Consider the following 21266-nt stretch of genomic DNA (forward strand, 5'->3'; position numbering starts at 1 on the left):
AAACTGTATTGAGCTTTATCTTTTAAGATTTAGCTGAACACGGGATTTAACAGTTAACAGATTAATGGGACACTCATGTTAACTTATGTTAACACAAGAACGGCGATCGAGGGGGAATCGATCGCCCAAGAATACCGTCCCCCCAGCGGCCAGTTCCGGTTAGCCTAATGTATAGAGATAGTTTTATAGAGAAGTTCGCCTTATGTACACCCAAAACCAAATGCAATGGGTCAGCGCTTTATCAACCCGTCCCTCTTTGGAATCTGCCCTCAAAGAAGTTATAGAACAAGCCGATCGCGACCTAGAAGGCCCGGCTGATTTAGCGCTGATATTTATCTCGTCTGCCTTTGCCAGCGAGTATTCTCGGCTGATGCCTTTACTCCGAGAAATGCTGCCAGTACCCGCGATCCTGGGATGTGGCGGGGGAGGAGTCATCGGCACGAACCGGGGGGGCCTCACCGAAGAAGTCGAGGGATCTCCCGCAGTCAGCCTCAGTCTGGCGCGCTTGCCGGGAGTGAATGTCAGAACTTTTCATGTCGGTTCAGAAGAACTGCCCGACTTAGACAGTCCCCCGGATACTTGGGTGGATCTCTTGGGCGTGCCGGCCCAGGAAGAACCGCAGTTCATCATCTTGGCTGACCCCTTTTCCGCAAAAATTAACGATTTGCTACAAGGGCTCGATTATGCCTATCCGGGCGCGGCGAAGGTAGGGGGACTCGCTGGGGGGGACGGTGCGGGCAGGGGCGCGGCGCTGTTTTGCGACTATCAGCTTTACCGAGAAGGGACGGTTGGGGTAGCTTTGAGCGGCAATATAGTTTTGGAAACGATCGTCGCTCAAGGCTGCAGGCCGATCGGGCATCCTTATCGGGTGACGGAAGGAGATCGCAATATTTTGCTGAAACTCGAAGAACAAACCGATGATATCGGCAGCGGGGGCATCGAACGATCGCCCTTAGAGGCTTTGCGAGAGTTAGTTCAAACTTTGAGCGAAGAAGACCGAGAATTAGCCCAGCACTCGTTATTTGTAGGCTTAGTCAGCGATGAATTCAAGCTGAAATTAGAGCCGGGAGATTTTTTAATCCGCAATCTGTTGGGAGTAGATCCGAAAGTGGGGGCAATTGCGATCGGCGATCGAGTCCGTCCCGGACAGCGCATCCAATTTCACCTGCGGGACGCGCGCACCTCTGCAGAAGACCTAGAAATGCTGCTCGATCGCTATCAGCGGGCCGCCGAGTACAGTGGTACATCCAGCGTCGGCGCCTTGATGTTCTCTTGTCTGGGGCGCGGTGAAGGGCTTTACGGCGAATCGAACTTTGACTCCCGACTTTTTGGCCGATACCTCAAAAACATCCCCCTGGGCGGCTTTTTCTGCAACGGCGAAATCGGCCCCGTCGGCGGCAGCACATTTCTGCACGGCTACACCTCCGTATTCGGGATTTGCCGCCAAAATTCATAATTGGTGAACTGTTGACTGATGACTGTTGACTGTTGAAAATCTAAAATCTAAAATCTAAAATCGCCTCATGACCAATAAATAAAAGCGGCAGTCGCCTGCCGCTTTTAGCTGTAACTAGATGTCTAGAAGCCTTAGAAACTAAAGGTTGTACGGAGGAGTCCGACCCAGATATCGTCGTTGTTGTTGTTGTGTTCGGGATTCAGAATCACGTAAACGCCCGGTGTCACTGAGATAAAGTCATTGACTTGGAAGCGATAGAAACCCTCTAAGTGATAAGAGGTGTCGCGGTTTCTGGCGACATCACTCTCGGTAACTTTTGGCGGTACACCGAAGACGAAGCCGAGGAGGTTGCCTTGCCGCCCAAAATCTGCCAGGGCCAAAGTGATAGCACCATTTTGGATCGTCGCGTCATTGTTGCCGCCCCGCAGTTGTTCAGCCTTCGTATAACCGTACCAACCGCCAATCTGAAAGCGACGGCTGGGTTTGAAGTTAACTTGCACGCCATAGTTATCTGATGCGGTGGGTGATTGATCGAAGGGCCGGTTAGCCAAAGAACTGCCGACGCCGCCCATGAGGCTAACATCGCCTGCCCGATTGTATTTCCGGGTGTAAGTCAAGCCCAAGTCAAACGGTCTGCTGAAAAAGCCGATCTGACCCAGAGCGCTGAAAGAACCGTCGAAAACGCCCCTGCCGTCTGCTGGGTTGGGAGCATCGCCGTCGGAGGCTAGATAGCCTGCGGTAGCTCGGAGGCTGCCCAAGTTGAAACTCACACTTGCGCCTGCTCCCTGCGGGCCGCGGAATACTGCCGGGTTGCGAACTCCAAATCTGGAAAGTGAACCGGAACTCGTAGAGTTACCAAAGGTAGAAGCCTGGTCTGCAATTTCATCGAGGTCAAGTCCTTTAGGACCGACAAAGACTGTAGCGCGACCGACCGGGAACCGATAGTACACTTCGTCTAGTGTGAATTGGCTGCCATCATCGCCGTCAAAAGCCAAGCGAGCCATGTTTGTACCGGTAGCGGTGGCTCTATCGTAGCGGGCGGTGTTGACTGCTTGCAAGCGGGTTCTGAGCAAGTCTCGACCGGTGAAGCTGGTGTTTAAGTTCAAGCGCACCCGGTAGCCGAAGTTGGTGACAGTGTCGTCGTCCTCAAGGCTGAGATCATCTCCGACGAAGGTGTCGCTGACTGCAAAAATGGCTTCTCCATTCAATTTGGTGGTGGTGGAGAACTGGTTGGCTTCGAGTTCTGCGGTGCGAGCTTCTAGGCCGTCTACTCGTCCGCGCAGGGTAGCGAGTTCGGCTGCAAATTCTTCTTGCAGGCGTTGCAGGATGGCTAAGTCGTCTCGGGTAACTAAGTTACCTGTTGACCCAATTAGTTGGGTTATCTGGTCTAAGCAAGCGTTGACGCCGGCTGCAAATTCGTAGCGAGTCAGGGCGCGGTTGCCGCGGAAGGTGCCGTCGGGATAACCTACGATACAACTGTAGCGTTCGACTAGGGATTGCAGGGCTTGGAATGCCCAATCTGTCGGCCGCACGTCGGAGAGCTGAGTGACTGATGTCACCTGGGACATGGTTCCCGACGGTTGGGCCGGCAGTGCTTGGGGAGCAACAGGGACGATGGGGCCGCCCATTCCTCCGGGTACTGTCTGAGCAATTTCTACCTTAGTAGCTGGGGTGCTGGCGACTGCTGGCACTTCAATTTTCCCAGCAACTTCTGTCTGGCTGATTTGCTCTGCCAAGTCGGATGCTTGGGGCGAGGGTTCGGCAGTGCCTGCTGCTGCTAGGGGTTCAGTCGCTGCTGCGCTGGCCGGAGCGATTGGGGCTGCTAACTCGATGTCGCTCCCTGTTGTTTGCAGTGCTGTTTGCAGTGCTGCCGCGCTGGTTTCTGGTTCGATTGAGGCGATTTTTTCAGCGTCTGCTTCCTTAACGACCGGGGTTTTGGCCGCTTCGAGGCTGCTGTTTAAAGCCAGGTTTTCTGGGGCAGCAGGGGCTGCTGCAACTGGTTCTGCAACTATTTCTCCAACTATTTCTGCAATTTTTGACTCAGATGACTGAGCTTTAGCTAGTTGGTTGGCTTCAGGGGTTGCGGTCGCTTCTGCGGCGATCGCAGTGGCACTCATGACTGATGATAGCCCCAGAATTGCCGGGGATACTAGCAGTAAATTCCAAAAAGTTCTGTTCATTTTCCTCACACCTTCACACTCTATTCAACTCGACGAGCAGCAATTCCCAACTGCTAATTTTTGTGGTTGCTTGCCTGTTGACAATAACTGCCAAAATAGAACCTATCCATAACTGTTGATTCACAGTAGGCGTGTCTACTTCTGCTTGAACGTAGGGGCCCAGCCCTTATACCCCCAGGCATCAATTCAGGTCAAGCCCACATTACATTACAGTAGATTATACCATCACGTGCTAATTTCATCTCTCGATCGCCCGACTTGCTTGAATTGCTCTGCGGGCGATCGATAACTGGTTCTACGGGTTCAACCACAATCTGCCTGTAACTGACAACTGCCCAGAGTCCTCGGTTACGCCCGACTTAACAGACAGTTATAGGTAGGATTGTGGCTGCTTGTCGCATCCCTTATACAGCTTTATCTCCTATAATGTCAAGGTTTTTAACCTAAGTTTAAACCTCGCGACCCGGCAGGGGCTATTTTCCCGCCATGAGTGGGGAACTGAGACTTAAAGGCTGGTAGATTGACCCGATCCAAACCAAAGTTCAGGCTTGACCAATTTTGTTTGTTTGAGGCCCGCTGCCGTCGGGACTTGCCAGGACGATCGCCTTTTTTGAGACTAACCGTCGGCGGGTTTAATTTCCGGCTATTTTAACACAACTTTTTTGTTGTTTGAGTACGACTGAACTGGTAGTGCTTGACAATTCCCGCATCCAGGATACCCGCCACGTGATTCATCCGTCCAGAAATAAAAAACCTGTATCCGATGAAACTTGCGCCCCGAATTTATCTCGCGCAAGTCAATGCTTCAAATCTAAAATCTAAAATCTAAAATCTAAAATCGATTGACCCGCTGTTGGCGCAGGGAGAGCTCACTTGCTTGACAGACCAACTATGCCCAAGATTCCTAGCGGTTTGAACGATGTTTTTACCTACGGACGATCGCAGGAGTTTAGTGCTAAGCTGGCTAAAATGCCAAACTCAAAAATAGAGCTGCTGTCAGAACAAAAAACCGAAACGCTGTGGGTGGGCAAGTTATACCATTTTCGATTTTCGATTTTCGATTAAAGAATTGGAAATAACTGATGACATACAAGTTGGAAACATCGGCATACACTTGCATTATTTTGGGTAACTGGTATTAGTAAAAAAGTGAGGTTTTATGGAAGATTTTGGTATTATTATTGCCTGCTGCGACCAAGATTATCTGTTTGCTAAGGGTTGCTGTGCTAGCATCCGCTATTTCCTGGGAGATGTGCCGATTTGTCTGTTGATTGACGGTACGTTTTCTGTGAGTGCTTTGGAAAAAGCCTATGGGGTGCGGGTTATCAATCGCACAACTGTTTCTGAAGAAGTTCTCAGGAAAAGAAGTTTTGGTTGGGGCAAAACTAAAATGATTGCTTTCTGGGAAAGTCCTTGGTCAAATTTTATGGTTTTGGATGCCGATACGATCGTCTGGGGCGATGTTCTCAAATTGGCTAACTTTCAAGAGTTTGATTTTATTGTAGACAAGCCTTGTTACGATTACCCGGATGCGGAGATTTCGGAATTTTTCTTTGACATTCCGGGCGTTGAGAAGCATTTCCCGAATTTTCGTTGGTCGGAATCGCGATCGAACTATTTCTGCACGGGTACTTTCTTTGCTAAGCGCGGCGTTTTTAGCTTGGAAGAATACGTAGAAATTTTAGATTTTACGGCAGCAAATCCGAAGATATTTAAGTACGGAGAAATGGGTTTTTTGAACTTTATGATTTTCCGGGCGGCACAAGAAAATCGACTGCGGGTGCAGAATGTGGATATGCAGTTGTTGGTGCCGGATTTTGACCAGGATTTGCTGAGAAAGCGGTTTCCGGTTGAGTCAAGCGGGCCTGCGGGCGATCGCACTCAGGCGACGGTGATTCACTGGTGCGGGCCGAAGCCGACTTTATCTACTGGGAAAGTTTACTCGGAACCGATGAATTTTTGCCGCCGCAAGTGTGAGGAGGATGTTTGGAACCGCACGGGTTTGGCTGCCGAGATGTCGCTGCAAGTTGAGGATTTACAGCGATCGATCTACGTGTATAAGAATAAGTTTAAGAAGAAGTTTCGGCAGTTGGCGGGCAAGTAAGTAGGATTTTTTAACCGCAGATGTCAGCGGATGAACGGGGATGCACGCGGATTTTGGCTTACCCTTCGAGGGGTAAAGTTGGCCCGGCTGGGGGTAAAACTTGGCGGTGAACGCTTACTTTGTGGCTTTCCCGCTGAGTTTGCATTTCGACGGCGATCGCCTCAAATTCGACTTCCATGCAGCCGTAGGGAATCTCTAACTCGACACTTGCTCGCACATTTCCCAACCCGTTAGCTTTAAATTCGGTAATCCAGCGCGGCCCGTCGAGAATCAGGTATGTTTGTCGATCGTACACCCAAACTTTCACATAAATCCGGGGCATTAATTCCGGGAGTTGCACTTGCACTTTTACAGCCTGGCCCGCGATGATTTCGGGGCGCGGCAATTCCAAAATCGGCATCGGTACTAACTCGTCTTCTGGCAAAACGTAGGGAGTTGGGGGAGTGTCTTCTGTGGCGACTGTTCTGGTTTTTTGAGCAACTTGTTTCGGCTGCGGGGGTTCGTCAAAAACGACAAATTCTCTGGCTTCTGGGCTAGTAGATTTGGGATCGGAATTTGTTTCGCTGGTTTCGGGTTGCTGCTGGGTTGGGCTGCTTTCTTCTTCCACAACGGCAATTTCGTCGCTGCTATTGGCGGCGGCTGTTGGATTTGGTGACAGGGTGGTTGCTTTGAGCCAGTCGGGGGATTCACCGTTGCTGGCTAGGGAACTCAGTCGCGACCAAAATCGACTTTCGACGTTTAAGGTTTGAAATGCCTGTTTTGTGGGTGCTGGCGCGGTTTCTGGGGCGGTTGTTTCTAATTCTGGGCTGTTTTCGGGTTTTTGGTCGATCGCTCCGATTTCGGCTGTTTGAGTGGGATTTGAGATGTCTGAGGGTTTGGTTTGTGGGTCGATCGACTCTGGGGCAGTTTGAGGCGAATCGGAGATTTCCGACAGCAATTGCGATCGGCTGCTGTCGGGGAGTTTGTTACCGAATGCGGGCAATTCTAGACCGCCTGCACTTGGGGTGTGACGCGAAGCCAGTAGAGGGGGTAGGGCTTCAGTGGTTGGGACTTCAGCAGGGGAGGGAGGGTCTAAGGATTTTTCTACTAGCTTGAGGAAGGATATATTTTTGGCGCTTCCAGACGGTTTTGAGGCTGTTGGGGAGGGTTCGGCTTGATGCTTTTCTTCGATGAAATTGTCTTTAATTTCCTCTAGAAGGTGCTCTAAACGAGCTGTAATTGTGAATAGTTTGGTGGCTAGGGTGACGCCGCCGCTGCTAAGAATTGCTTCTCCTAAAATTAGGCGGCTTTTACACTCGGTTGGGATGTAGGTGACGCAGGCAAAGATGCAGGGGGGAACTTGTTCTGGCATCGGCTGCTGGATTTCTGCGAGAATTTTTGAGGTTTGGGGATCGCGCAGGTAAATTTGCAGTTGTGCTGAACCGATGAGTTGTTGGAGTTCTAGGGCTTCGGATTCGGGGATGAGAGTTGCTGTTTTTCTGCTTTGTTGGGGGTGTTGCGGGTTTTGGGGAATGTCGATTTTGCCGGAAATGATTAAGGGGCGACCGAGTTGGGTGACGAAGGTTTCTCGATCGAGGAGGAGTTCGAGTTGGACGCCCGGTTTTGGTTCGGGGGTTTGGGGAATAGGAAATTGGTAGATTTTGGTCTGCTGCGGTGCTGAATCGGCTGCTGGGATTTGGGTTGGTGCGGGGGGATCGACCGGGGAAGCGATTTGTGGGGCTGCGCGATCGACCGGGGAAGCGATTTGTGGGGCTGGAGGGGAAGTTGCCGGTTCGGTTTGGTCGATCGGCGGTAGGGGTTCGGAGGTTTCCGATTCTGCGGGCAATACTTCCAACTGAACGCCGTACTGCCAAGGTTTTAGTGGTGTTGATTTGGGATCTGGCAAGCAGGAGAGTTCCCACAGTCCGGGTTTGAGCCTGGTGTAGGGAATGATCACGACTAATCCTTCGGGGTTGGTGCGGGCCGATCGGCTTTGGACTTTCCGCTGCGCCCCTTGGTCGAAGGAGGTATGGGTAACGCGAATTTCGATGTCGGTGTTGGGGTGCTGAATGCGAGCAACAACGCGGTATTTACCTTCTAGAATTTCCACGTCGGAGGTTTCTAGGGGCAACCAGGCGCGATCGCCTTCTTTCTGTAGCAAAAATTCTAATTTTTTCATCTTTCTTTCCCCTTGAAGACCCCCGCTATGTTGCTGAAAGGTTTGCGGTAGGTGGTTTTTTGGCAGCTACAGGCATTGAATTACTATATTTTGTACAGTTTATCACCTCGATCGGTCAAGAGTTACGTTCAGAAAGATATATAGGCGATCGAGAAGTCGGCATTTGGCTCGATCGCTAAAATTGTCCTTCTATATCCCGCGATTGATGCAGGACTCTCACAATCTCGACTCTCTCTGGGAGAATTATATAGAAAACAATGTAAGGTTTGACAGGAAAACTTCTCAATCCTGTGAGGAGTTCATTTCGCTGTCGCCCCATATTCGGAAATTGGGCAAGCATGGGAAAGCGATCTAGCAATCGCACCATTTGGAGATCGGCGCCAAGTTCGTCCTGCTGTGCCAGATAAATCCATATATCTTCTAAATCTTTTTCCGCTTGCTGGGAAAGGCGATAGCGATTCAAGGGCACTTACTCCTGTTTTAGGCGTTGTTGTCCGCGTTGTTTGATAGTGAGGAGAAGATTCGGCAGAGAATTGTCATCGTACTCTGTATATTGTCCTGTCTGAAGCTGTTCTACACCGATCGCTATTTCCTGCTTAAGAGTTTCTCGATCTGCCTTTGTAGTGTCTGAAGTTTGATTTGGAATTAGAAGTTTATGGATGAGGATGTGGCGCTCTTCCTCGGTGAGGGCGAGGATAATTTGAGTGAGGGTATCGATGAGTTGAGTGTTGATCGTGGCGGCTTCGGTCATATGCGATCGGAGAATGGTTGCATTAGAGGAAGGATAACATTATTTTAACTTAGCCATTTTCAATCAGAATTCACCAAGGACTGCCGATCATGCTGAAAGCTGCCCAATAATACGGATGGGATAAATCTTTGCTGTCGAGTTTGGGGATGGACGGGGGCAAGGGAATGTCGCCTCGCGCACTTCGCAGTTGACCGCCTTCGATCGTCACTTTGCCTTCGATCGCGGCAATTTGTGCTTTTCTGAGAGCTTCAGCTTTAATGATTGGAGGGTCGTTTGGCCTGCGGATTTTTAACTGCTGGTAAAACTCTGTCATCAAGGCGAGAGTCCCCGCATCGCTGACGTACCACAAGCTGGCGAGGGCTGATTTTGCTCCCGATTGCAGCGCTAAACCGGCAAATCCGAGTTCTGCTTCTTTGTCTCCCAAGGCGGTTCTACAGGCGCTTAATACTAATAGTTCGAGGGGCGGATTGTTCCATTTTAAATCTCTCATTTGATCGAGACCGAGTTGGGTGTCCCAAAATTGAATGTAGGAGTTATTTGGGGTTCCTGGGCGGAATTCTGCGTGGGTGGCAAGGTGGATGATTCCGTATTTTTGTTGCAGTCGCTGGGATTGCAAGTTTACTAGGGTGAAGTCTTGGTTGAGAAAGGATTGACCGGGCCACTGTCGGGCGATCGCGCCTAGTTCTAACGGCACTGCTGGTAGCGGTTCTTTGTTCGCCTCTTCTGCGAAATCTGATGCTCCCATTGCTAGGACTTGCACGTTTCTGAGGTCGGTGTAATTGCTGTCTGTGAGTTTGAAGGCTGGGATGCGGGCGAGGCTGTATTTTTGGATCAGAAATTGCTTTCCGTCGTGCATTGCTGCTAGGGGTACGGTTCGCAAACCTGCGCCGACGCAGAACAGCAAGGTTTCAATTTTTGCTGTTTGCAAATCTGTTTCTAGGGGTGCAACTATCCATTTGTAGAGTTGTTGGGCTGGTTCTAGATAGCTGGTGGTGTTAATTTTTACGGGGTTGGTGATTTCGCTGCGGAATTCTTGGACTACTGAGAGCAGTTTCTCTTGTTTGGCTTCGGGGATGCTGCGGAGAATGGGCGGGCGATCGGGCAATATTAAGATTAATTCTAGTTGGTCGGTGCGGGGGATAGCGTAAATTAAAGCTGGTTTTTTCTTGGTTTGAACTGCTAGACGGGAGAGAGTTTTTGATATTGCTTCGGCGGTTTTAGCACGGGTTTCAAAGTCTTGTTCAAAGTAGTTTTGATACTCTTCTTCCCAGTTTTCTTCGATTCTGGTTACGGCTTCGGTGAGGTTTCCCCGATCGAGCAAATTTCTCATTTCTTGCCCGCCCAGCCCGCCCTGGCCTGTGTTTTGGGCAATTGTAGCGAGGTTCGCCGTGCTCAGGCAGAAAAATATTGCTATCACACAGTAAAAAATAGCTTTTTTAATTTTTTTCTGAGTCGTGTGTTTTTGGCGTTGCTGCTGGGATTGGTAGTGCATGGTTTTGGGGCGGTTAAGGGCGCCGTTGGCGGCAGCAGTTGGCAAAAGTTTGGATGTGGGTGAAAATTTTGACTGAAAGCATCCAGGATACAAGCCCCCGGATTCATCCGTCCAGAAATAAAAAACCTGTATCCGAGAAACTTCCCCCCCGAATTTATCCGTGGGGTCAATGCTTCATTCAATTCTTTAATCTAAAATCTAAAATCTAAAATCTAAAATCGATTGACTGTGCTGGCGATCGCCGCACGATTATAGCATTCAAGAGCAACCCCAAATATCTACCGTAGGGTGTGGATACCAGCAGCAACAGAGGCCCCACGCCAGGAAATTGACCATTTATGTAAAAGTTTGTAAATTATGCAGGGGTTTTGCATAAACAGGACTTACGCAAAAAACTGAGATGTTGCACTATTTTCAATAATCCTTTTATGAACAGGCAAGATGCCTGTTCCACAAAAAATTCATCTTTTGTGGAACGGGCCGAAGAGCCCGTTCTTAAGAATGGTGCAAGATGTGAGTTTAACCGGCATTAGCTATACGGGCGTCTTTGAATTTTTGCGACACATCCGCACTTCTCAGGTTGAATCGAGTTTTGTCTTGGTATTAAGTGAGGAATACTCTGCATCGATCGCCGATATATTGAGTTACCTCAGTAGATATATTCTCTGTATTTACTTCTTTTAAAATAGTTAGGTTTTTTCGCCCAAACTTAGTTAAAGCTCGGCTGGTTAATTGTTTTGCCTCGGATATCTGCCAGGTTATTTCGTACAATTCGCCAAGACTGCTTTTCGCATAAGATTTTGCCGGAAAACCTCATAGTTTTTTAACATCATTGGCGGCGGTTGCTAATAGTTGAGCAAGATAAATAAAAACACTTAATTATTTAGAGAATTTTACGCTAGGCGGGCGATCGCTTTTTTCTTCTTTTCTCCTAAATAACTAAAGCCTTCTTGCTTCTGCTATACATTGTGTGCGATCGAACCATATCAAGTGCGTTAGCGCAGCCCTCGAAGAGGATCGCGATCCGATTGGGGGATGTGTATTAGTATTTCTTCACATATCCTGATTTCGGTCTATGATATATGCCTTATGGCGTATTTGTGTTTAAAGCCCGTTACCGCGTACCGCTGATGAGTCAATCAACCAATTCACCGCTATCCCAACCAGTTTCTCGAAGAACCGCCCTCAAATTCCTCGGAGTCGGTGCCGCAGGCGGGCTGCTGGGCTACTCTCGGTTTTCCAAGCCAGAGCCCGCCGTTTTTGTGCAAGATTCTCTTGACTTGCCGCGAATGCTGAATAACCGCAAAACCGTTGCAGTTGTAGGCGCAGGCTTAGCAGGGCTCGCCTGTGCTTACGAGCTATCCCAGCGAGGTTTCGCCGTAACATTGCTCGACAAATCGCCCCAACTCGGCGGTAAAATTGCTAGTTGGCCGATACAAGTCGGGAACGAAACTTTTATGATGGAACACGGTTTCCACGGTTTTTTTCCGCAATACTACAACCTCAAAAGTGTGGTTGAAGAACTAGAAATTACCGATAACTTTATATCTTTAGAATCCTACGCCGTTCTGTTTAGAGACGGCAAATACAAACCCGAAGTTTTCCGTCCCAACCATTCAGCTTTTCCCTGGAATATAGTTGACTTGGGGATATCTTCTCCCAATCGGCTCAAGTGGGGAATCAATCTTACAAAACCCGCTCACTGGCAAGTATTTCGGGAAATCGGCGGTTTTCAAACTCAAAAAACTTTCGATCGCCTCGACAATATATCAGTTGCCGACTGGGTAAAAGGTGAATTTCCGCGCGGGCTTTATGACTTGTATTTTCTGCCTTTTGCCAAGTCCAGCCTCAACGCTCCAGACGAATTGAGCGCGGGAGAATTAATGCAATTTTTCCACTTTTACTTTTTCGGAAATCCAGAGGGTTTGGCCTTCAACGGTACGCGGCAAGATATGGGCACGAGTTTGGTGCAGCCTATTGCCAGAGCCATTGAAAGCAAAGGCGGCAAAGTATTAACAGATGTCGCAGTCAGTGAGATTCGCTGGGAAAACGGTCAGATTGATTCTCTGAGTTACCAGTCGGGAGACGTGCAAAGTAAAATACCTTTTTGGGTGAAGCGAAACGCGCTGTTAACTGACAGCAACTCTACCGAATATTTCGGCGCTGGGGACAGCGTATTTGCCGCCGCACCGTCGGGAAAAGAGGCAATTTCTCTGAGCTGCACTCACCAAGGCTGCACAGTTCAGAAACAAAACGACGGTCAATTTCACTGTCCTTGTCACGGGGCAGTTTTTGATGCCGAAGGGCGAGTTGTGAGCGGGCCTGCTCAGCGGGATTTGCCTCGATTTAAGGTAGTAGATGAAAAAGCAGATGAAATACAGTTAGTAGCAGCGGTTAAGCAATCGCAGCCGCAAAATTTGGGAGAAACATTGAAGGCTGATTACTATGTTTTGGCGGCCGATGTTCCGGGGATGCAGCATTTGTTTAGTTTGGCTAGCGGTGAGGTAAATCCGCAGGTGCAGAGTCGGATCGAGAGCTTGAAAATAGCCGATCCGTTTGCGGTTGGGCGTTTTTGGTTCGATCGCGAATTTCCCTGGGAACACAGCAATTTCAGTTCGCTTTCCGGCTACAAACTGACTGACAGCATCACGCTTTACCACCGAATTCAGGATCAGTTCATAGAGTGGAATCAGAAAACGGGCGGTAGTGTAGTGGAACTGCACGCTTATTGTTACAAGGAGAAGGAATTTCCGAATCAGGAAGTTTTGCTGGCGACTTTTGAGCAAGAATTGTACGAAATTGTACCGGAATTAAAAGAGGCAAATATGCTGCACCGGGAATTGGTAAATCAAAAGAATTTCTCTGGATATCCGCCCGGTAGTTATGCAGAAAGACCAGAAACTTGCTGTGCTGTTCCGAATCTGTTGTTTGCGGGAGATTGGGTGAAAATGCCGTTTCCGTGCGGTTTAATGGAAAGGGCGGTTAGCAGCGGTTTGTTGGCAGCTAATGCTATTTTATCTCAGGAGGGTTTGCAGAGGCGATCGCTCTTGACGGTGAATCCCGAAGGCGTGTTAAAAATCTAAGGTTTGCAGTGGGGCGGGCTTTATAAATCGTCAATCATCGGCTGGTATCCTCGGTGAAACCCGCCCCCTGTCATACGATTTTAGATTTTAGATTTTAGATTTTAGATTTTATATTTGAAAAAATGGGAATGACTGATTATCTAAGGGTTTAGAGGTTTCCTAAAGTTGCATTCTTTTTCTAAGATGAGTTACGGTTTGTGGGTGTGGTTTAGCTGAGGGGAAAAGGCAGAGCTTGCGAACAAAAAAAATATCTGCGTTAAGCGGGGTGGATATGCGGTTAAAATATTATTGAATGAGTATAAAGCAATAATAAATGCTAAATAGTAACTGCAAACTTCGCAATAAATCTGTAACGTTTGATGCTTTTGCAACAGAATATGATTTCGTGGCCTCGTTGCAAAACCAGAACGATTTCTTTACTAACAACCTATCTGTCAGCAAAGGTTCAGTATTAGATATTGGCTGCGGTTCGGGAATTCTTGCTTTTGAATTAGCCCAGTATTACGATAATGTGGTCGCCGTCGATTTGTCAGCAAAAATGCTAGATATAGCCCGTCAAAAACGCTCAGCCCCCAATATCGAATATATCCAAATGGATGCCAGTCAATTAGCGCTCGATCGCCAATTTGATTTAATAGTTAGTTCTGCAACTTTTCACCACCTGCCCAACCTTCCCGCCGCCCTCCATGCAATTAAACAATTGTTAAATCCGCACGGAAAAATCGTCTTTATAGATAATATATCGGAAGTCGAGACACCTGCTACAATAGGCTACATATTAGGTGCAGCGAGAGATTTTAATCCCGACTGTTCCACCTACGGATTTCGCCATGCTTTAAGACTATTAAAATTTCGATTGTCGCCTGGGTGGTTGAAGCATTTAGCTAACGATAGGTATTTGTCAGAACGGAGATTTAGAAAAATTTACGGTCGTTGCTTTCCGGGCTGTTATTTTGTAAAATTGGGTTGTTTTATGGGCGTAATTTGGGAATATTTGTAATGCAAAACAACGCGATAAAATCGGTAGCTGGAAAAGGGGAAAAAACTCACATCCGCCAGTTGGGCATTAATCTCGATCGCTGGTATGCCATCGCCCGCAGCACCGAGGTACAAACTCAGCCCGTCACTGCGAAAATCTGGAATCGGGCGATCGTACTTTTCCGCGACAGTGCAGGCAAAATCAACGCTTTAGAAGATAGATGTCCGCACCGACAAGTTAAACTCAGCCACGGTCAAGTTAAAGGCGATTTAATCGAATGTGCTTACCACGGATGGCGGTTAAATGCAAGGGGAGAATGCGCCGAAGTCGATTATTTAGCAGAAAATCAAAAGCTACCTAACTGCAAAATTCGCTCCTATCCTGTCCAGGAAAAAAACGGTTTTATCTGGCTGTTTCCCGGCGACGAAACCCAAGCCGAAAAAATAGATTTACTGGATTTGCCAGAGTGGGAACATCTCAATTATATTGTCACAGTTTCAGTCATCGACTGTCAGGCACACTATTCATTTTTAATTGAAAATTTGATGGATATGTACCACGGACACTTGCACGATGATTGGCAAGCTTGGGCAAATCCAGTGTTAGATACTTTAGAAGAAAACGAGCATCAAGTAACTGCTCGCTATCAGGCACAAAGTTATTACAAAATAGATAAAATTTGGTCAATTTCTCAGTTATTTTTTAAATCTTTGCGCCGACTGCACCCGGAACCGCTGGAGGTGAGTTATGTTTACCCGCACTGGGTTTCCACTTTGGGGAGCGACTTTAAGATTTACTGCTTGGTTTGTCCGGTGAGCGAAACAGCAACTCGCGCTTATTTAATTCATTTTACCTCATTAAATGCGTTTTGGCGGCTGCACAAATTGCCTGTTTGGTTTCGCAGGTTTATCAAAGATTGTTGTTTCGGCGCGGCTCAAAAGTTATTAGATGGTTTGGTGCGGCAGGATGTGTTAATGATTGAGGAAGAACAGCAGGCTTTTTTGCAGAATTCAGAAAGAAAAAATTATGAATTAAATCGAGCTTTAGCCAGCGTGCAAAAGTTGATGAGAAGTCAGGGGGAAAATGGGTAATTCAGCCGCAGATTGAAGCCTACAGCGGGACGAATGAAACCAGCCTGCACAAGCTAAGTTGAGAGTTCGCCTTTCCAAGCTTGAGCATGGTATTCTAGCAGCAAGGAAAATTGACTTTCGGGAAGCAATTACCAACCACACCTAACACAGGAACCAAGCATGAACCGTGTCAGCATCAAGGGTGAGGAACACCCCATTAGGAAAATCTTTAGCGATGACTTTATGTTTACCATTCCCCTCTACCAGCGTCCCTATGCTTGGACAAATGAGCAAGCTGGGGAACTGCTCGAAGACCTGTTAACATTCTTGGGAGATGGTAACGAGACGATTGATGAACTCAACCCCTACTTTCTAGGCAGCATTGTTTTGATCAAATCGGAGCAGCCAGCCGCTGAAATTGTAGATGGTCAGCAACGTCTAACAACTCTCACCATACTACTAGCTGCTCTCAGGGAATCATTGCCAACACAACACGCCAATGACTTGACCACTTATCTATACCAAAGAGGCAGCTTAATCGCGGGTATAGATAATCGTTACCGTCTGACTTTGCGCGAGCGAGATGCAGAATTTTTCAAGGAATATATTCAAAATGAAGGTGGTATTAACAAGCTCCAAAAATTAAACAATGCTGAGCTGATGGATACTCAGAAGCTTATTAAAGAAAATGCACATTTATTCTTGCAACGTTTGCAGACTATCGCTGAATCCCACCGTATACGTCTTGCCCAGTTCATCATTACCCAGTGCTTCTTGGTAGTGGTTTCTACGCCTGACTTTGACTCTGCTTATCGGATATTTTCTGTGTTGAACAACAGGGGATTGGATCTCTCGATAACTGATATCTTGAAAGCGGACATTATCGGAAAAATACCCGAAAGCCAACAAGAAAAATATACTAAAAAGTGGGAAGATACCGAGGAGGAGCTGGGACGCGAGTTATTCAAAGACTTGTTTTCTCATATTCGGATGATTAAAGAAAAGAAAAAACTTAGCAAGAGTATCCTTAAAGAGTTTCAGGAAAACATCAATCCTGCGGCAGGGTCTCAGCAATTCATTGATGAAATTTTAGCTCCTTATGCTAAGGCTTTTTCGGAAATTCACAACTCAACCTATGAAAGCGAGCGGCGTGCCGAGGAAATTAATCAACTATTTAAATGGTTAAACAAAATTGAGAATGTTGACTGGATACCGCCTGCCATTTTCTACCTATCGCGTAACCGTAATAACTCCGATAATTTGGTGCGTTTTTTTACAGATTTAGACCGCCTTGCGGCAGGTTTAATGATTGTCCGCGCCAATATTAATAAACGGATTGAACGTTACAGCAGATTGCTTACTGCTATTGAACAAGAGGAAGATTTATTCAATTCCAATTCACCGCTCCAGTTTACTCCTGAAGAGTCAAACAATATCCTTAGAGTCCTCGATAGTGACCTTTACCTAATCCAAAAAATTCGTCTTTATGTTTTGCTGCGCTTAGATGCTGCTCTGTCAGAAGGTGAAGCATCTTACAACTTCTCCAAAATTACTGTCGAGCACGTACTTCCCCAAAATCCAGGGGCTAATAGTGAGTGGATGAAGTGGTTTCCTAGTCAGGAAGATCGCGATCAATATGTACATCGTCTTGGCAACTTAGTTTTACTATCTGGTGCGAAAAACACTCAGGCAAAAAATTATGATTTTGATGTGAAAAAGCAGAAGTATTTCACTACTAAAACGGGCGTTTCACCCTGTGTGCTTACTACCCAAGTGCTGCGGGAACAGGAATGGACGCCAGAAGTAATCGCTCGACGGCAGAAAGAGCTGATTAATGTTCTCAAGAATCTTTGGCGCTTATAGGATAATTGAATTTGATATCAACTTCCTATTATCTGTCCATCAGCACAAAACCATCTGCGTCCATCTGCGGTAAAAAAATATAAATTCCGCCAGCACAAACTTTACTTTTTAGCCCGCTGCTGCTGGTAAACGCTGACAACTTTATCGGCATAAGTAGCAGTGGCGCCACTTTTACAAGCTGCGGATTCCCCAGTCATCCACCAGCAAGCGGCGCGGCGTACAGCGGCTGTTTCATTGTTGCTGCTAGCTTTGTATTCGTCGCGCAGCAAATCGCCCACGATACAGGTAACAATTGATTTGGCTTTTGTCGCGTCAGCCTCAAATTGTTGCGGTGTTAAATCTTGTTTGGTACAGAATTTTGCCCAGCGGGAAATATTATTGGGTAAAACTTGCCACTGACTGTACATTCCGTCATTTGCGGCTTGTGGCGGGGCGGCTTGTCGCAGCGCTTCTACAAGGGCGGAAACTTGCGCGTCGGTGACTGCTTGTGCTGTGGCTGGAAGTGCTTGCAATCCGAGGCTAATTATTAGGCTGCCGAATAGTAGATTGGTTTTTGCGATCGATTTAAAATTCATTCACAATGCCCTGTTTGATTTAAAGTTTGTTCCCTCAAACAAGGTTTACTATTTTGTCGATCGAATACCTCTGTCTTAAGTATGATTTGCTTGTTGAATGCACTGTCGATCGCCCTTACGATAGAAATTGTTAATCAAGTAGGATAAAATCATGGAAGTACGACCCAGGGAAATTCGCAACTACCTGAGAGCAGATGGGACAAATCCTTTTGAAGATTGGTATAACTCGCTCCGGGATACCACAGGCAAAAATAGGATTCAGTTAAGGCTTAAGCGAGTCATGACTGGTAATCTAGGAGATTGTAAGTCCGTCGGAGAAGGAGTTTTTGAACTCAAAATTGACTTTGGCCCTAGATATCGGCTTTACTTTGGACAAGTCGGGCTGACAATTGTACTTCTGCTAATAGGTGGAGATAAGAGAAAGGAAAGAGCGAGATATTGGCAAAGCTATTCAATATTGGAGAGACTATGAAAGACGTGAAAGCACCAACGAGTAGGAGTTACCAAGAATTTCTGATCGAATCTCTGAGAAATGCCGAAGAAGCAGCAGGTTATATCGAGGTGACATTGACAGAAGCCAGCGATGAACCTAAATTGCTCCAAATGGTACTCAAAGATGTTGTAGATTCTCGGCTAAAGTTCAACAATTTATCAGAGTCAGCTAAACTTCAATGGGAAAAACTCGACAATATGCTGACTGAAAGTGCAGGTTCGGAAATCTATAGTTTGGTAGAATTGCTCGAAGCATTAGGATTTAAACTAGAAATTACTGTCGCAGATACTGAGTTGTCGGCTGACTCGGAATCAACGGATTTGGGGGAATCAGAATTATCGCCCGAACCAGTAGTGATTAATCCCAGTTAATGAGTAAATCGCCCCCTCACCCTTTCATCACAAAATCAAACAACCGATGAGCCATTTCTAGCTTGCTGCAAGGTGCTATTTCTACTTGCTTGCCGGCGGCATTAATTAATATTGCTTGATTGGTATTGCTGCCAAAACCTGCACCTATTCGATCGATCGGGTTTGCGGCAATTACATCCAGTTTCTTCGCCCGCAATTTCTCCAAAGCCGGCTTGACAATATCCCCAGTTTGTGCTGCAAACCCGATTAATTTTTGGTGCGGCTGTTTCAATTTTCCCAACTCTGCCACAATATCCGCTACCGGTGCCAAAGGCAAACAATTCGGGAGCGATCGCTTCGGCAATTTCTCACTACTGTACTCAGCCGGCTTCACATCCGCTACCGCCGCCGCCATCACTGTCAAATCTGCATCGTGAAAGCATTCCAGCATCGCCTGTCGCATTTCTTCTGCACTCGTCACTGCGATCGCCCGCACACCTGAGAGCGGCAATTCGCCAGTTATACTGTGTACCAGCGTCACTGTCGCGCCCCGGTGTTGTGCAGCTTGCGCCAAAGCTATACCCATTTTGCCGCTGGAAGGATTGCCGATAAACCGCACCGGATCGAGGTGTTCCCGCGTTCCTCCCGCACTGATCAACACCCGAAGGCCCGCTAAATCTCGATCGCCCTTCGCATACAACAGCGACTCAATATGAGGCAAAATCTCACCAGGTTCTGCCATGCGGCCGACACCCGCGCGATCGCACGCCAGCATACCCGCCCCCGGATTCGCAGCATGATAGCGCCGATAACTCAACACTTCCCGCCAATTCCGCTGCACCGCCGGCTGTTCCCACATATCCGTATTCATCGCCGGTGCCAGCAAAATTGGGCAAGTAGAAGCTAAGACAGTATTAGTCAGCAAATTATCAGCAAAACCCCCCGCCAACTTAGCCAAAGTATTAGCCGTCAGGGGAGCAATCACAAAAACTTCCGCCCATTCTCCCAGTTGAATATGCAGGGGGCGCCCGTGACTTGGTTGCCAAAAATCTTTGTCAGTAAAAGCAGGATGGCGGCACAGAGTAGCAAAAGTCAAAGGCGTTACAAACTCCCCTGCCGCATCAGTAAGAATAGCTTTAACTTCCGCTCCAGCTTTCGCTAAAGTTGAAACTACTTCGCAAACTTTATAAGTCGCAATCCCGCCACTAACGCCGATTAAAATTCGTCTGCCTTTCATGTCATACCATTTTAGATTTTAGATTTTAGATTTTAGATTTTAAATTGGGAATGACTGATGAATACCAGGGTTGAGAGCTGGCCTACATTCACATTCTTTTTTGAAACTGGTGTCATTTTTCCATAAAAAAGAATCAAGAAAGAAATTAAGATAAAAACAGACTAAAATCCCTCATTCATCTGTTTAATCTGCAACAAAATATGCTGCTAACTTCTTCCTCAATTCCGTCGAAAATTTTGAGCTAGATTTTTCAGTCTATGCTTCGTCGTAGGCTTCCATATCCAGAAGGTGGAGATAAGGTTCAACTAGCTCCGGCCGCTGAAAGGCAAGCGATCGCAACAAATGCCAATCATTCAATCCCTCAAAAGGATCTGTATAATCGTCAACTTCCAAACGGACAGCCAATTCTGCCACGTCCTGAGAAGTAAGTACAGCTATATCGCGCGATGCTTTGGTTAAAGTTTTCATTTTTTTCCCCTGCCCGAGACTTCCGCCATACTATATACTAAACCTTTAATCAGATTTCGACACAGTTTCTACAACAAAACTTCGCATTACCTCTATAACTTCCGGCAGAATCTCGTGTCCCATGTTAAATTCTCGATACTGCACCGGAGCTCCCCAAGCCGTCAAACTCTCGCGCGATCGCACAGCAGCACTAACAGGCACAATAGTATCTTGAGTACCGTGTACGATTAAAACAGGTGGCAAAACACTCCCCGCAACTGGCGAAATCTGGTGTAAATAACCGCTCAGACAAATTAAACCAGCTAGGGGCAAAGTCAATCCCACATCTAGAGTCATCGCTCCGCCTTGAGAAAAACCGCCTAAAATCGTGCGAGACAAAGGCACGCCCGTGGTGCTTTCCAAAGACAGCAAAAATTCCCTCAGCAATTGCCGGCTTTCTACCAATCCCTGAGCGTCTTTGGTTTGAAGGTTATACCACGCTTTGCCACTCGTTACCTGGGGATGGGGAAAGGGGGCATAGGGAAACACAAACTGATAATCCGGCAAATTGAAAAAGGGTGCTAAGGAAGTCAAATCCCGAGCATTAGCACCCCATCCATGTAAAGCGACCATCAAAGCGACAGGTTTGCGATCCGTTGTGGGCGGTATGCTAATAGATTGTAAAGACATCGTAGTTAATAATTGGTAATCTGGCCTGGCTACAATTATAAATTGTTACGACGGGTAAAACCCCAGATATTTTTTTCGGCAATATTCCACTGAACTTAGCACAGGTTTGCTAATAACTATAACAGTTGACAGTTGACAATTAACAGTTGACAGTTAACCGTTGAAAGTAGAGTGCTAAATCCGAAACTTTCCCAAGTAAAATGCGGAGATTTTACGTTTTATAAACAGGAATTAGGGAGCATCTCATATTTGTAAAAACACTTCTTCTGGCTCCTTCCTTCTGCCTCTTTCCTCCTGCCTCCTGCCTTCTGCCCCCTGCCCCCTCCTGCCCCCTGCCC

19 protein-coding genes are annotated in these 21266 nt (G+C 47.2%); 10 read left to right on the plus strand and 9 right to left on the minus strand.

From position 1 onward, the window contains the following. Positions 1-202: 202 nt before the first annotated feature. Positions 203-1456 carry an FIST N-terminal domain-containing protein gene (locus QUB26_RS18410; RefSeq protein ID WP_333302586.1) on the plus strand — a complete coding sequence of 418 codons (1254 nt, stop codon included), beginning with the start codon at positions 203-205 and terminating at the stop codon, positions 1454-1456. Between the two features lie 131 nt (positions 1457-1587). On the opposite strand, the gene QUB26_RS18415 is transcribed toward QUB26_RS18410, so the two are convergent. After that, complete coding sequence (locus tag QUB26_RS18415; protein ID WP_333240725.1) at positions 1588-3636, minus strand: iron uptake porin; 2049 nt, start codon at positions 3634-3636, stop codon at positions 1588-1590. 891 nt (positions 3637-4527) lie between these two features. Between QUB26_RS18415 and QUB26_RS18420 the strand changes: the two genes are divergently transcribed. Continuing rightward, positions 4528-4701 (plus strand): hypothetical protein, encoded by a 174-nt coding sequence (locus QUB26_RS18420; RefSeq protein ID WP_333240722.1) that lies wholly within the window; start codon positions 4528-4530, stop codon positions 4699-4701. A gap of 94 nt (positions 4702-4795) precedes the next feature. Next, positions 4796-5740, plus strand: a complete 945-nt coding sequence (locus tag QUB26_RS18425) for a hypothetical protein (RefSeq protein WP_333240718.1) — start codon at positions 4796-4798, stop codon at positions 5738-5740. Between the two features lie 58 nt (positions 5741-5798). Here QUB26_RS18425 and QUB26_RS18430 read toward each other — a convergent pair whose 3' ends face one another. The 4 genes from QUB26_RS18430 to QUB26_RS18445 all read right to left on the minus strand — a co-directional run bounded on the left by QUB26_RS18430 (position 5799) and on the right by QUB26_RS18445 (position 10141). Next, positions 5799-7898, minus strand: coding sequence for a hypothetical protein (locus tag QUB26_RS18430; protein WP_333240716.1), 2100 nt, complete (start codon positions 7896-7898; stop codon positions 5799-5801). Between the two features lie 175 nt (positions 7899-8073). After that, positions 8074-8361: a type II toxin-antitoxin system RelE/ParE family toxin gene (locus tag QUB26_RS18435; protein WP_333240713.1), complete on the minus strand. Its 288-nt coding sequence runs from the start codon at positions 8359-8361 to the stop codon at positions 8074-8076. Between the two features lie 6 nt (positions 8362-8367). Beyond that, complete coding sequence (locus QUB26_RS18440; RefSeq protein ID WP_333240708.1) at positions 8368-8649, minus strand: hypothetical protein; 282 nt, start codon at positions 8647-8649, stop codon at positions 8368-8370. Positions 8650-8719: 70 nt separating this feature from the next. Further along, complete coding sequence (locus QUB26_RS18445; protein WP_333292641.1) at positions 8720-10141, minus strand: CHAT domain-containing protein; 1422 nt, start codon at positions 10139-10141, stop codon at positions 8720-8722. A gap of 441 nt (positions 10142-10582) precedes the next feature. Here QUB26_RS18445 and QUB26_RS18450 point away from each other — a divergent pair, with 441 nt between their 5' ends. The 5 genes from QUB26_RS18450 to QUB26_RS18470 all read left to right on the plus strand — a co-directional run bounded on the left by QUB26_RS18450 (position 10583) and on the right by QUB26_RS18470 (position 17136). Further along, a complete protein-coding gene (locus tag QUB26_RS18450) occupies positions 10583-10825 on the plus strand; it encodes a hypothetical protein (protein ID WP_333240699.1) in 243 nt (80 codons plus the stop codon). A 398-nt stretch (positions 10826-11223) separates the two neighbouring features. Next, positions 11224-13224, plus strand: coding sequence for an FAD-dependent oxidoreductase (locus QUB26_RS18455; protein WP_445299618.1), 2001 nt, complete (start codon positions 11224-11226; stop codon positions 13222-13224). Positions 13225-13537: 313 nt separating this feature from the next. After that, positions 13538-14224 carry a class I SAM-dependent methyltransferase gene (locus tag QUB26_RS18460; RefSeq protein ID WP_333240695.1) on the plus strand — a complete coding sequence of 229 codons (687 nt, stop codon included), beginning with the start codon at positions 13538-13540 and terminating at the stop codon, positions 14222-14224. Then, on the plus strand, positions 14224-15294 hold the full coding sequence (locus QUB26_RS18465; protein ID WP_333240691.1) for an aromatic ring-hydroxylating dioxygenase subunit alpha: 1071 nt from the start codon (positions 14224-14226) through the stop codon (positions 15292-15294). The genes QUB26_RS18460 and QUB26_RS18465 overlap by 1 nt, the downstream gene beginning before the upstream one ends. 159 nt (positions 15295-15453) lie before the next feature. After that, positions 15454-17136 carry a DUF262 domain-containing HNH endonuclease family protein gene (locus QUB26_RS18470; protein ID WP_333240689.1) on the plus strand — a complete coding sequence of 561 codons (1683 nt, stop codon included), beginning with the start codon at positions 15454-15456 and terminating at the stop codon, positions 17134-17136. Positions 17137-17237: 101 nt separating this feature from the next. Here the strand turns inward: QUB26_RS18470 and QUB26_RS18475 are convergent, their stop codons facing one another. After that, positions 17238-17711, minus strand: a complete 474-nt coding sequence (locus QUB26_RS18475) for a hypothetical protein (protein WP_333240684.1) — start codon at positions 17709-17711, stop codon at positions 17238-17240. Positions 17712-17862: 151 nt separating this feature from the next. On the opposite strand from QUB26_RS18475, the gene QUB26_RS18480 reads away from it, so the two are divergent. After that, positions 17863-18183 carry a type II toxin-antitoxin system RelE/ParE family toxin gene (locus QUB26_RS18480; protein ID WP_333240678.1) on the plus strand — a complete coding sequence of 107 codons (321 nt, stop codon included), beginning with the start codon at positions 17863-17865 and terminating at the stop codon, positions 18181-18183. Further along, positions 18180-18575: a transcriptional regulator gene (locus tag QUB26_RS18485; protein ID WP_333240674.1), complete on the plus strand. Its 396-nt coding sequence runs from the start codon at positions 18180-18182 to the stop codon at positions 18573-18575. The genes QUB26_RS18480 and QUB26_RS18485 overlap by 4 nt, the downstream gene beginning before the upstream one ends. 16 nt (positions 18576-18591) lie before the next feature. Here the strand turns inward: QUB26_RS18485 and coaBC are convergent, their stop codons facing one another. The 3 genes from coaBC to QUB26_RS18500 all read right to left on the minus strand — a co-directional run bounded on the left by coaBC (position 18592) and on the right by QUB26_RS18500 (position 20928). Further along, entirely contained in the window at positions 18592-19791 is a 1200-nt protein-coding gene (coaBC, locus tag QUB26_RS18490; protein WP_333240668.1) for a bifunctional phosphopantothenoylcysteine decarboxylase/phosphopantothenate--cysteine ligase CoaBC, read from the minus strand. Between the two features lie 255 nt (positions 19792-20046). After that, on the minus strand, positions 20047-20259 hold the full coding sequence (gene isiD, locus QUB26_RS18495) for a protein IsiD (protein ID WP_006632739.1): 213 nt from the start codon (positions 20257-20259) through the stop codon (positions 20047-20049). A gap of 45 nt (positions 20260-20304) precedes the next feature. Beyond that, on the minus strand, positions 20305-20928 hold the full coding sequence (locus QUB26_RS18500) for an alpha/beta hydrolase (RefSeq protein WP_333240665.1): 624 nt from the start codon (positions 20926-20928) through the stop codon (positions 20305-20307). Between the last annotated feature and the right edge of the window lie 338 nt (positions 20929-21266).

Origin of the sequence: Microcoleus sp. B4-C1, assembly GCF_036705285.1 — a bacterium.
Taxonomy (GTDB): Bacteria; Cyanobacteriota; Cyanobacteriia; order Cyanobacteriales; family Microcoleaceae; genus Microcoleus.

What these genes read in the sequence shown, in the direction of transcription:
- QUB26_RS18410 (WP_333302586.1), top strand. Translation starts at nt 203, where the DNA reads ATGTACACCCAAAACCAAATGCAATGGGTCAGCGCTTTATCAACCCGT.
- QUB26_RS18415 (WP_333240725.1), bottom strand. Translation starts at nt 3,636, where the DNA reads ATGAACAGAACTTTTTGGAATTTACTGCTAGTATCCCCGGCAATTCTG.
- QUB26_RS18420 (WP_333240722.1), top strand. Translation starts at nt 4,528, where the DNA reads ATGCCCAAGATTCCTAGCGGTTTGAACGATGTTTTTACCTACGGACGA.
- QUB26_RS18425 (WP_333240718.1), top strand. Translation starts at nt 4,796, where the DNA reads ATGGAAGATTTTGGTATTATTATTGCCTGCTGCGACCAAGATTATCTG.
- QUB26_RS18430 (WP_333240716.1), bottom strand. Translation starts at nt 7,898, where the DNA reads ATGAAAAAATTAGAATTTTTGCTACAGAAAGAAGGCGATCGCGCCTGG.
- QUB26_RS18440 (WP_333240708.1), bottom strand. Translation starts at nt 8,649, where the DNA reads ATGACCGAAGCCGCCACGATCAACACTCAACTCATCGATACCCTCACT.
- QUB26_RS18445 (WP_333292641.1), bottom strand. Translation starts at nt 10,141, where the DNA reads ATGCACTACCAATCCCAGCAGCAACGCCAAAAACACACGACTCAGAAA.
- QUB26_RS18450 (WP_333240699.1), top strand. Translation starts at nt 10,583, where the DNA reads ATGCCTGTTCCACAAAAAATTCATCTTTTGTGGAACGGGCCGAAGAGC.
- QUB26_RS18455 (WP_445299618.1), top strand. Translation starts at nt 11,224, where the DNA reads ATGCCTTATGGCGTATTTGTGTTTAAAGCCCGTTACCGCGTACCGCTG.
- QUB26_RS18460 (WP_333240695.1), top strand. Translation starts at nt 13,538, where the DNA reads ATGCTAAATAGTAACTGCAAACTTCGCAATAAATCTGTAACGTTTGAT.
- QUB26_RS18465 (WP_333240691.1), top strand. Translation starts at nt 14,224, where the DNA reads ATGCAAAACAACGCGATAAAATCGGTAGCTGGAAAAGGGGAAAAAACT.
- QUB26_RS18470 (WP_333240689.1), top strand. Translation starts at nt 15,454, where the DNA reads ATGAACCGTGTCAGCATCAAGGGTGAGGAACACCCCATTAGGAAAATC.
- QUB26_RS18475 (WP_333240684.1), bottom strand. Translation starts at nt 17,711, where the DNA reads ATGAATTTTAAATCGATCGCAAAAACCAATCTACTATTCGGCAGCCTA.
- QUB26_RS18480 (WP_333240678.1), top strand. Translation starts at nt 17,863, where the DNA reads ATGGAAGTACGACCCAGGGAAATTCGCAACTACCTGAGAGCAGATGGG.
- QUB26_RS18485 (WP_333240674.1), top strand. Translation starts at nt 18,180, where the DNA reads ATGAAAGACGTGAAAGCACCAACGAGTAGGAGTTACCAAGAATTTCTG.
- coaBC (WP_333240668.1), bottom strand. Translation starts at nt 19,791, where the DNA reads ATGAAAGGCAGACGAATTTTAATCGGCGTTAGTGGCGGGATTGCGACT.
- isiD (WP_006632739.1), bottom strand. Translation starts at nt 20,259, where the DNA reads ATGAAAACTTTAACCAAAGCATCGCGCGATATAGCTGTACTTACTTCT.
- QUB26_RS18500 (WP_333240665.1), bottom strand. Translation starts at nt 20,928, where the DNA reads ATGTCTTTACAATCTATTAGCATACCGCCCACAACGGATCGCAAACCT.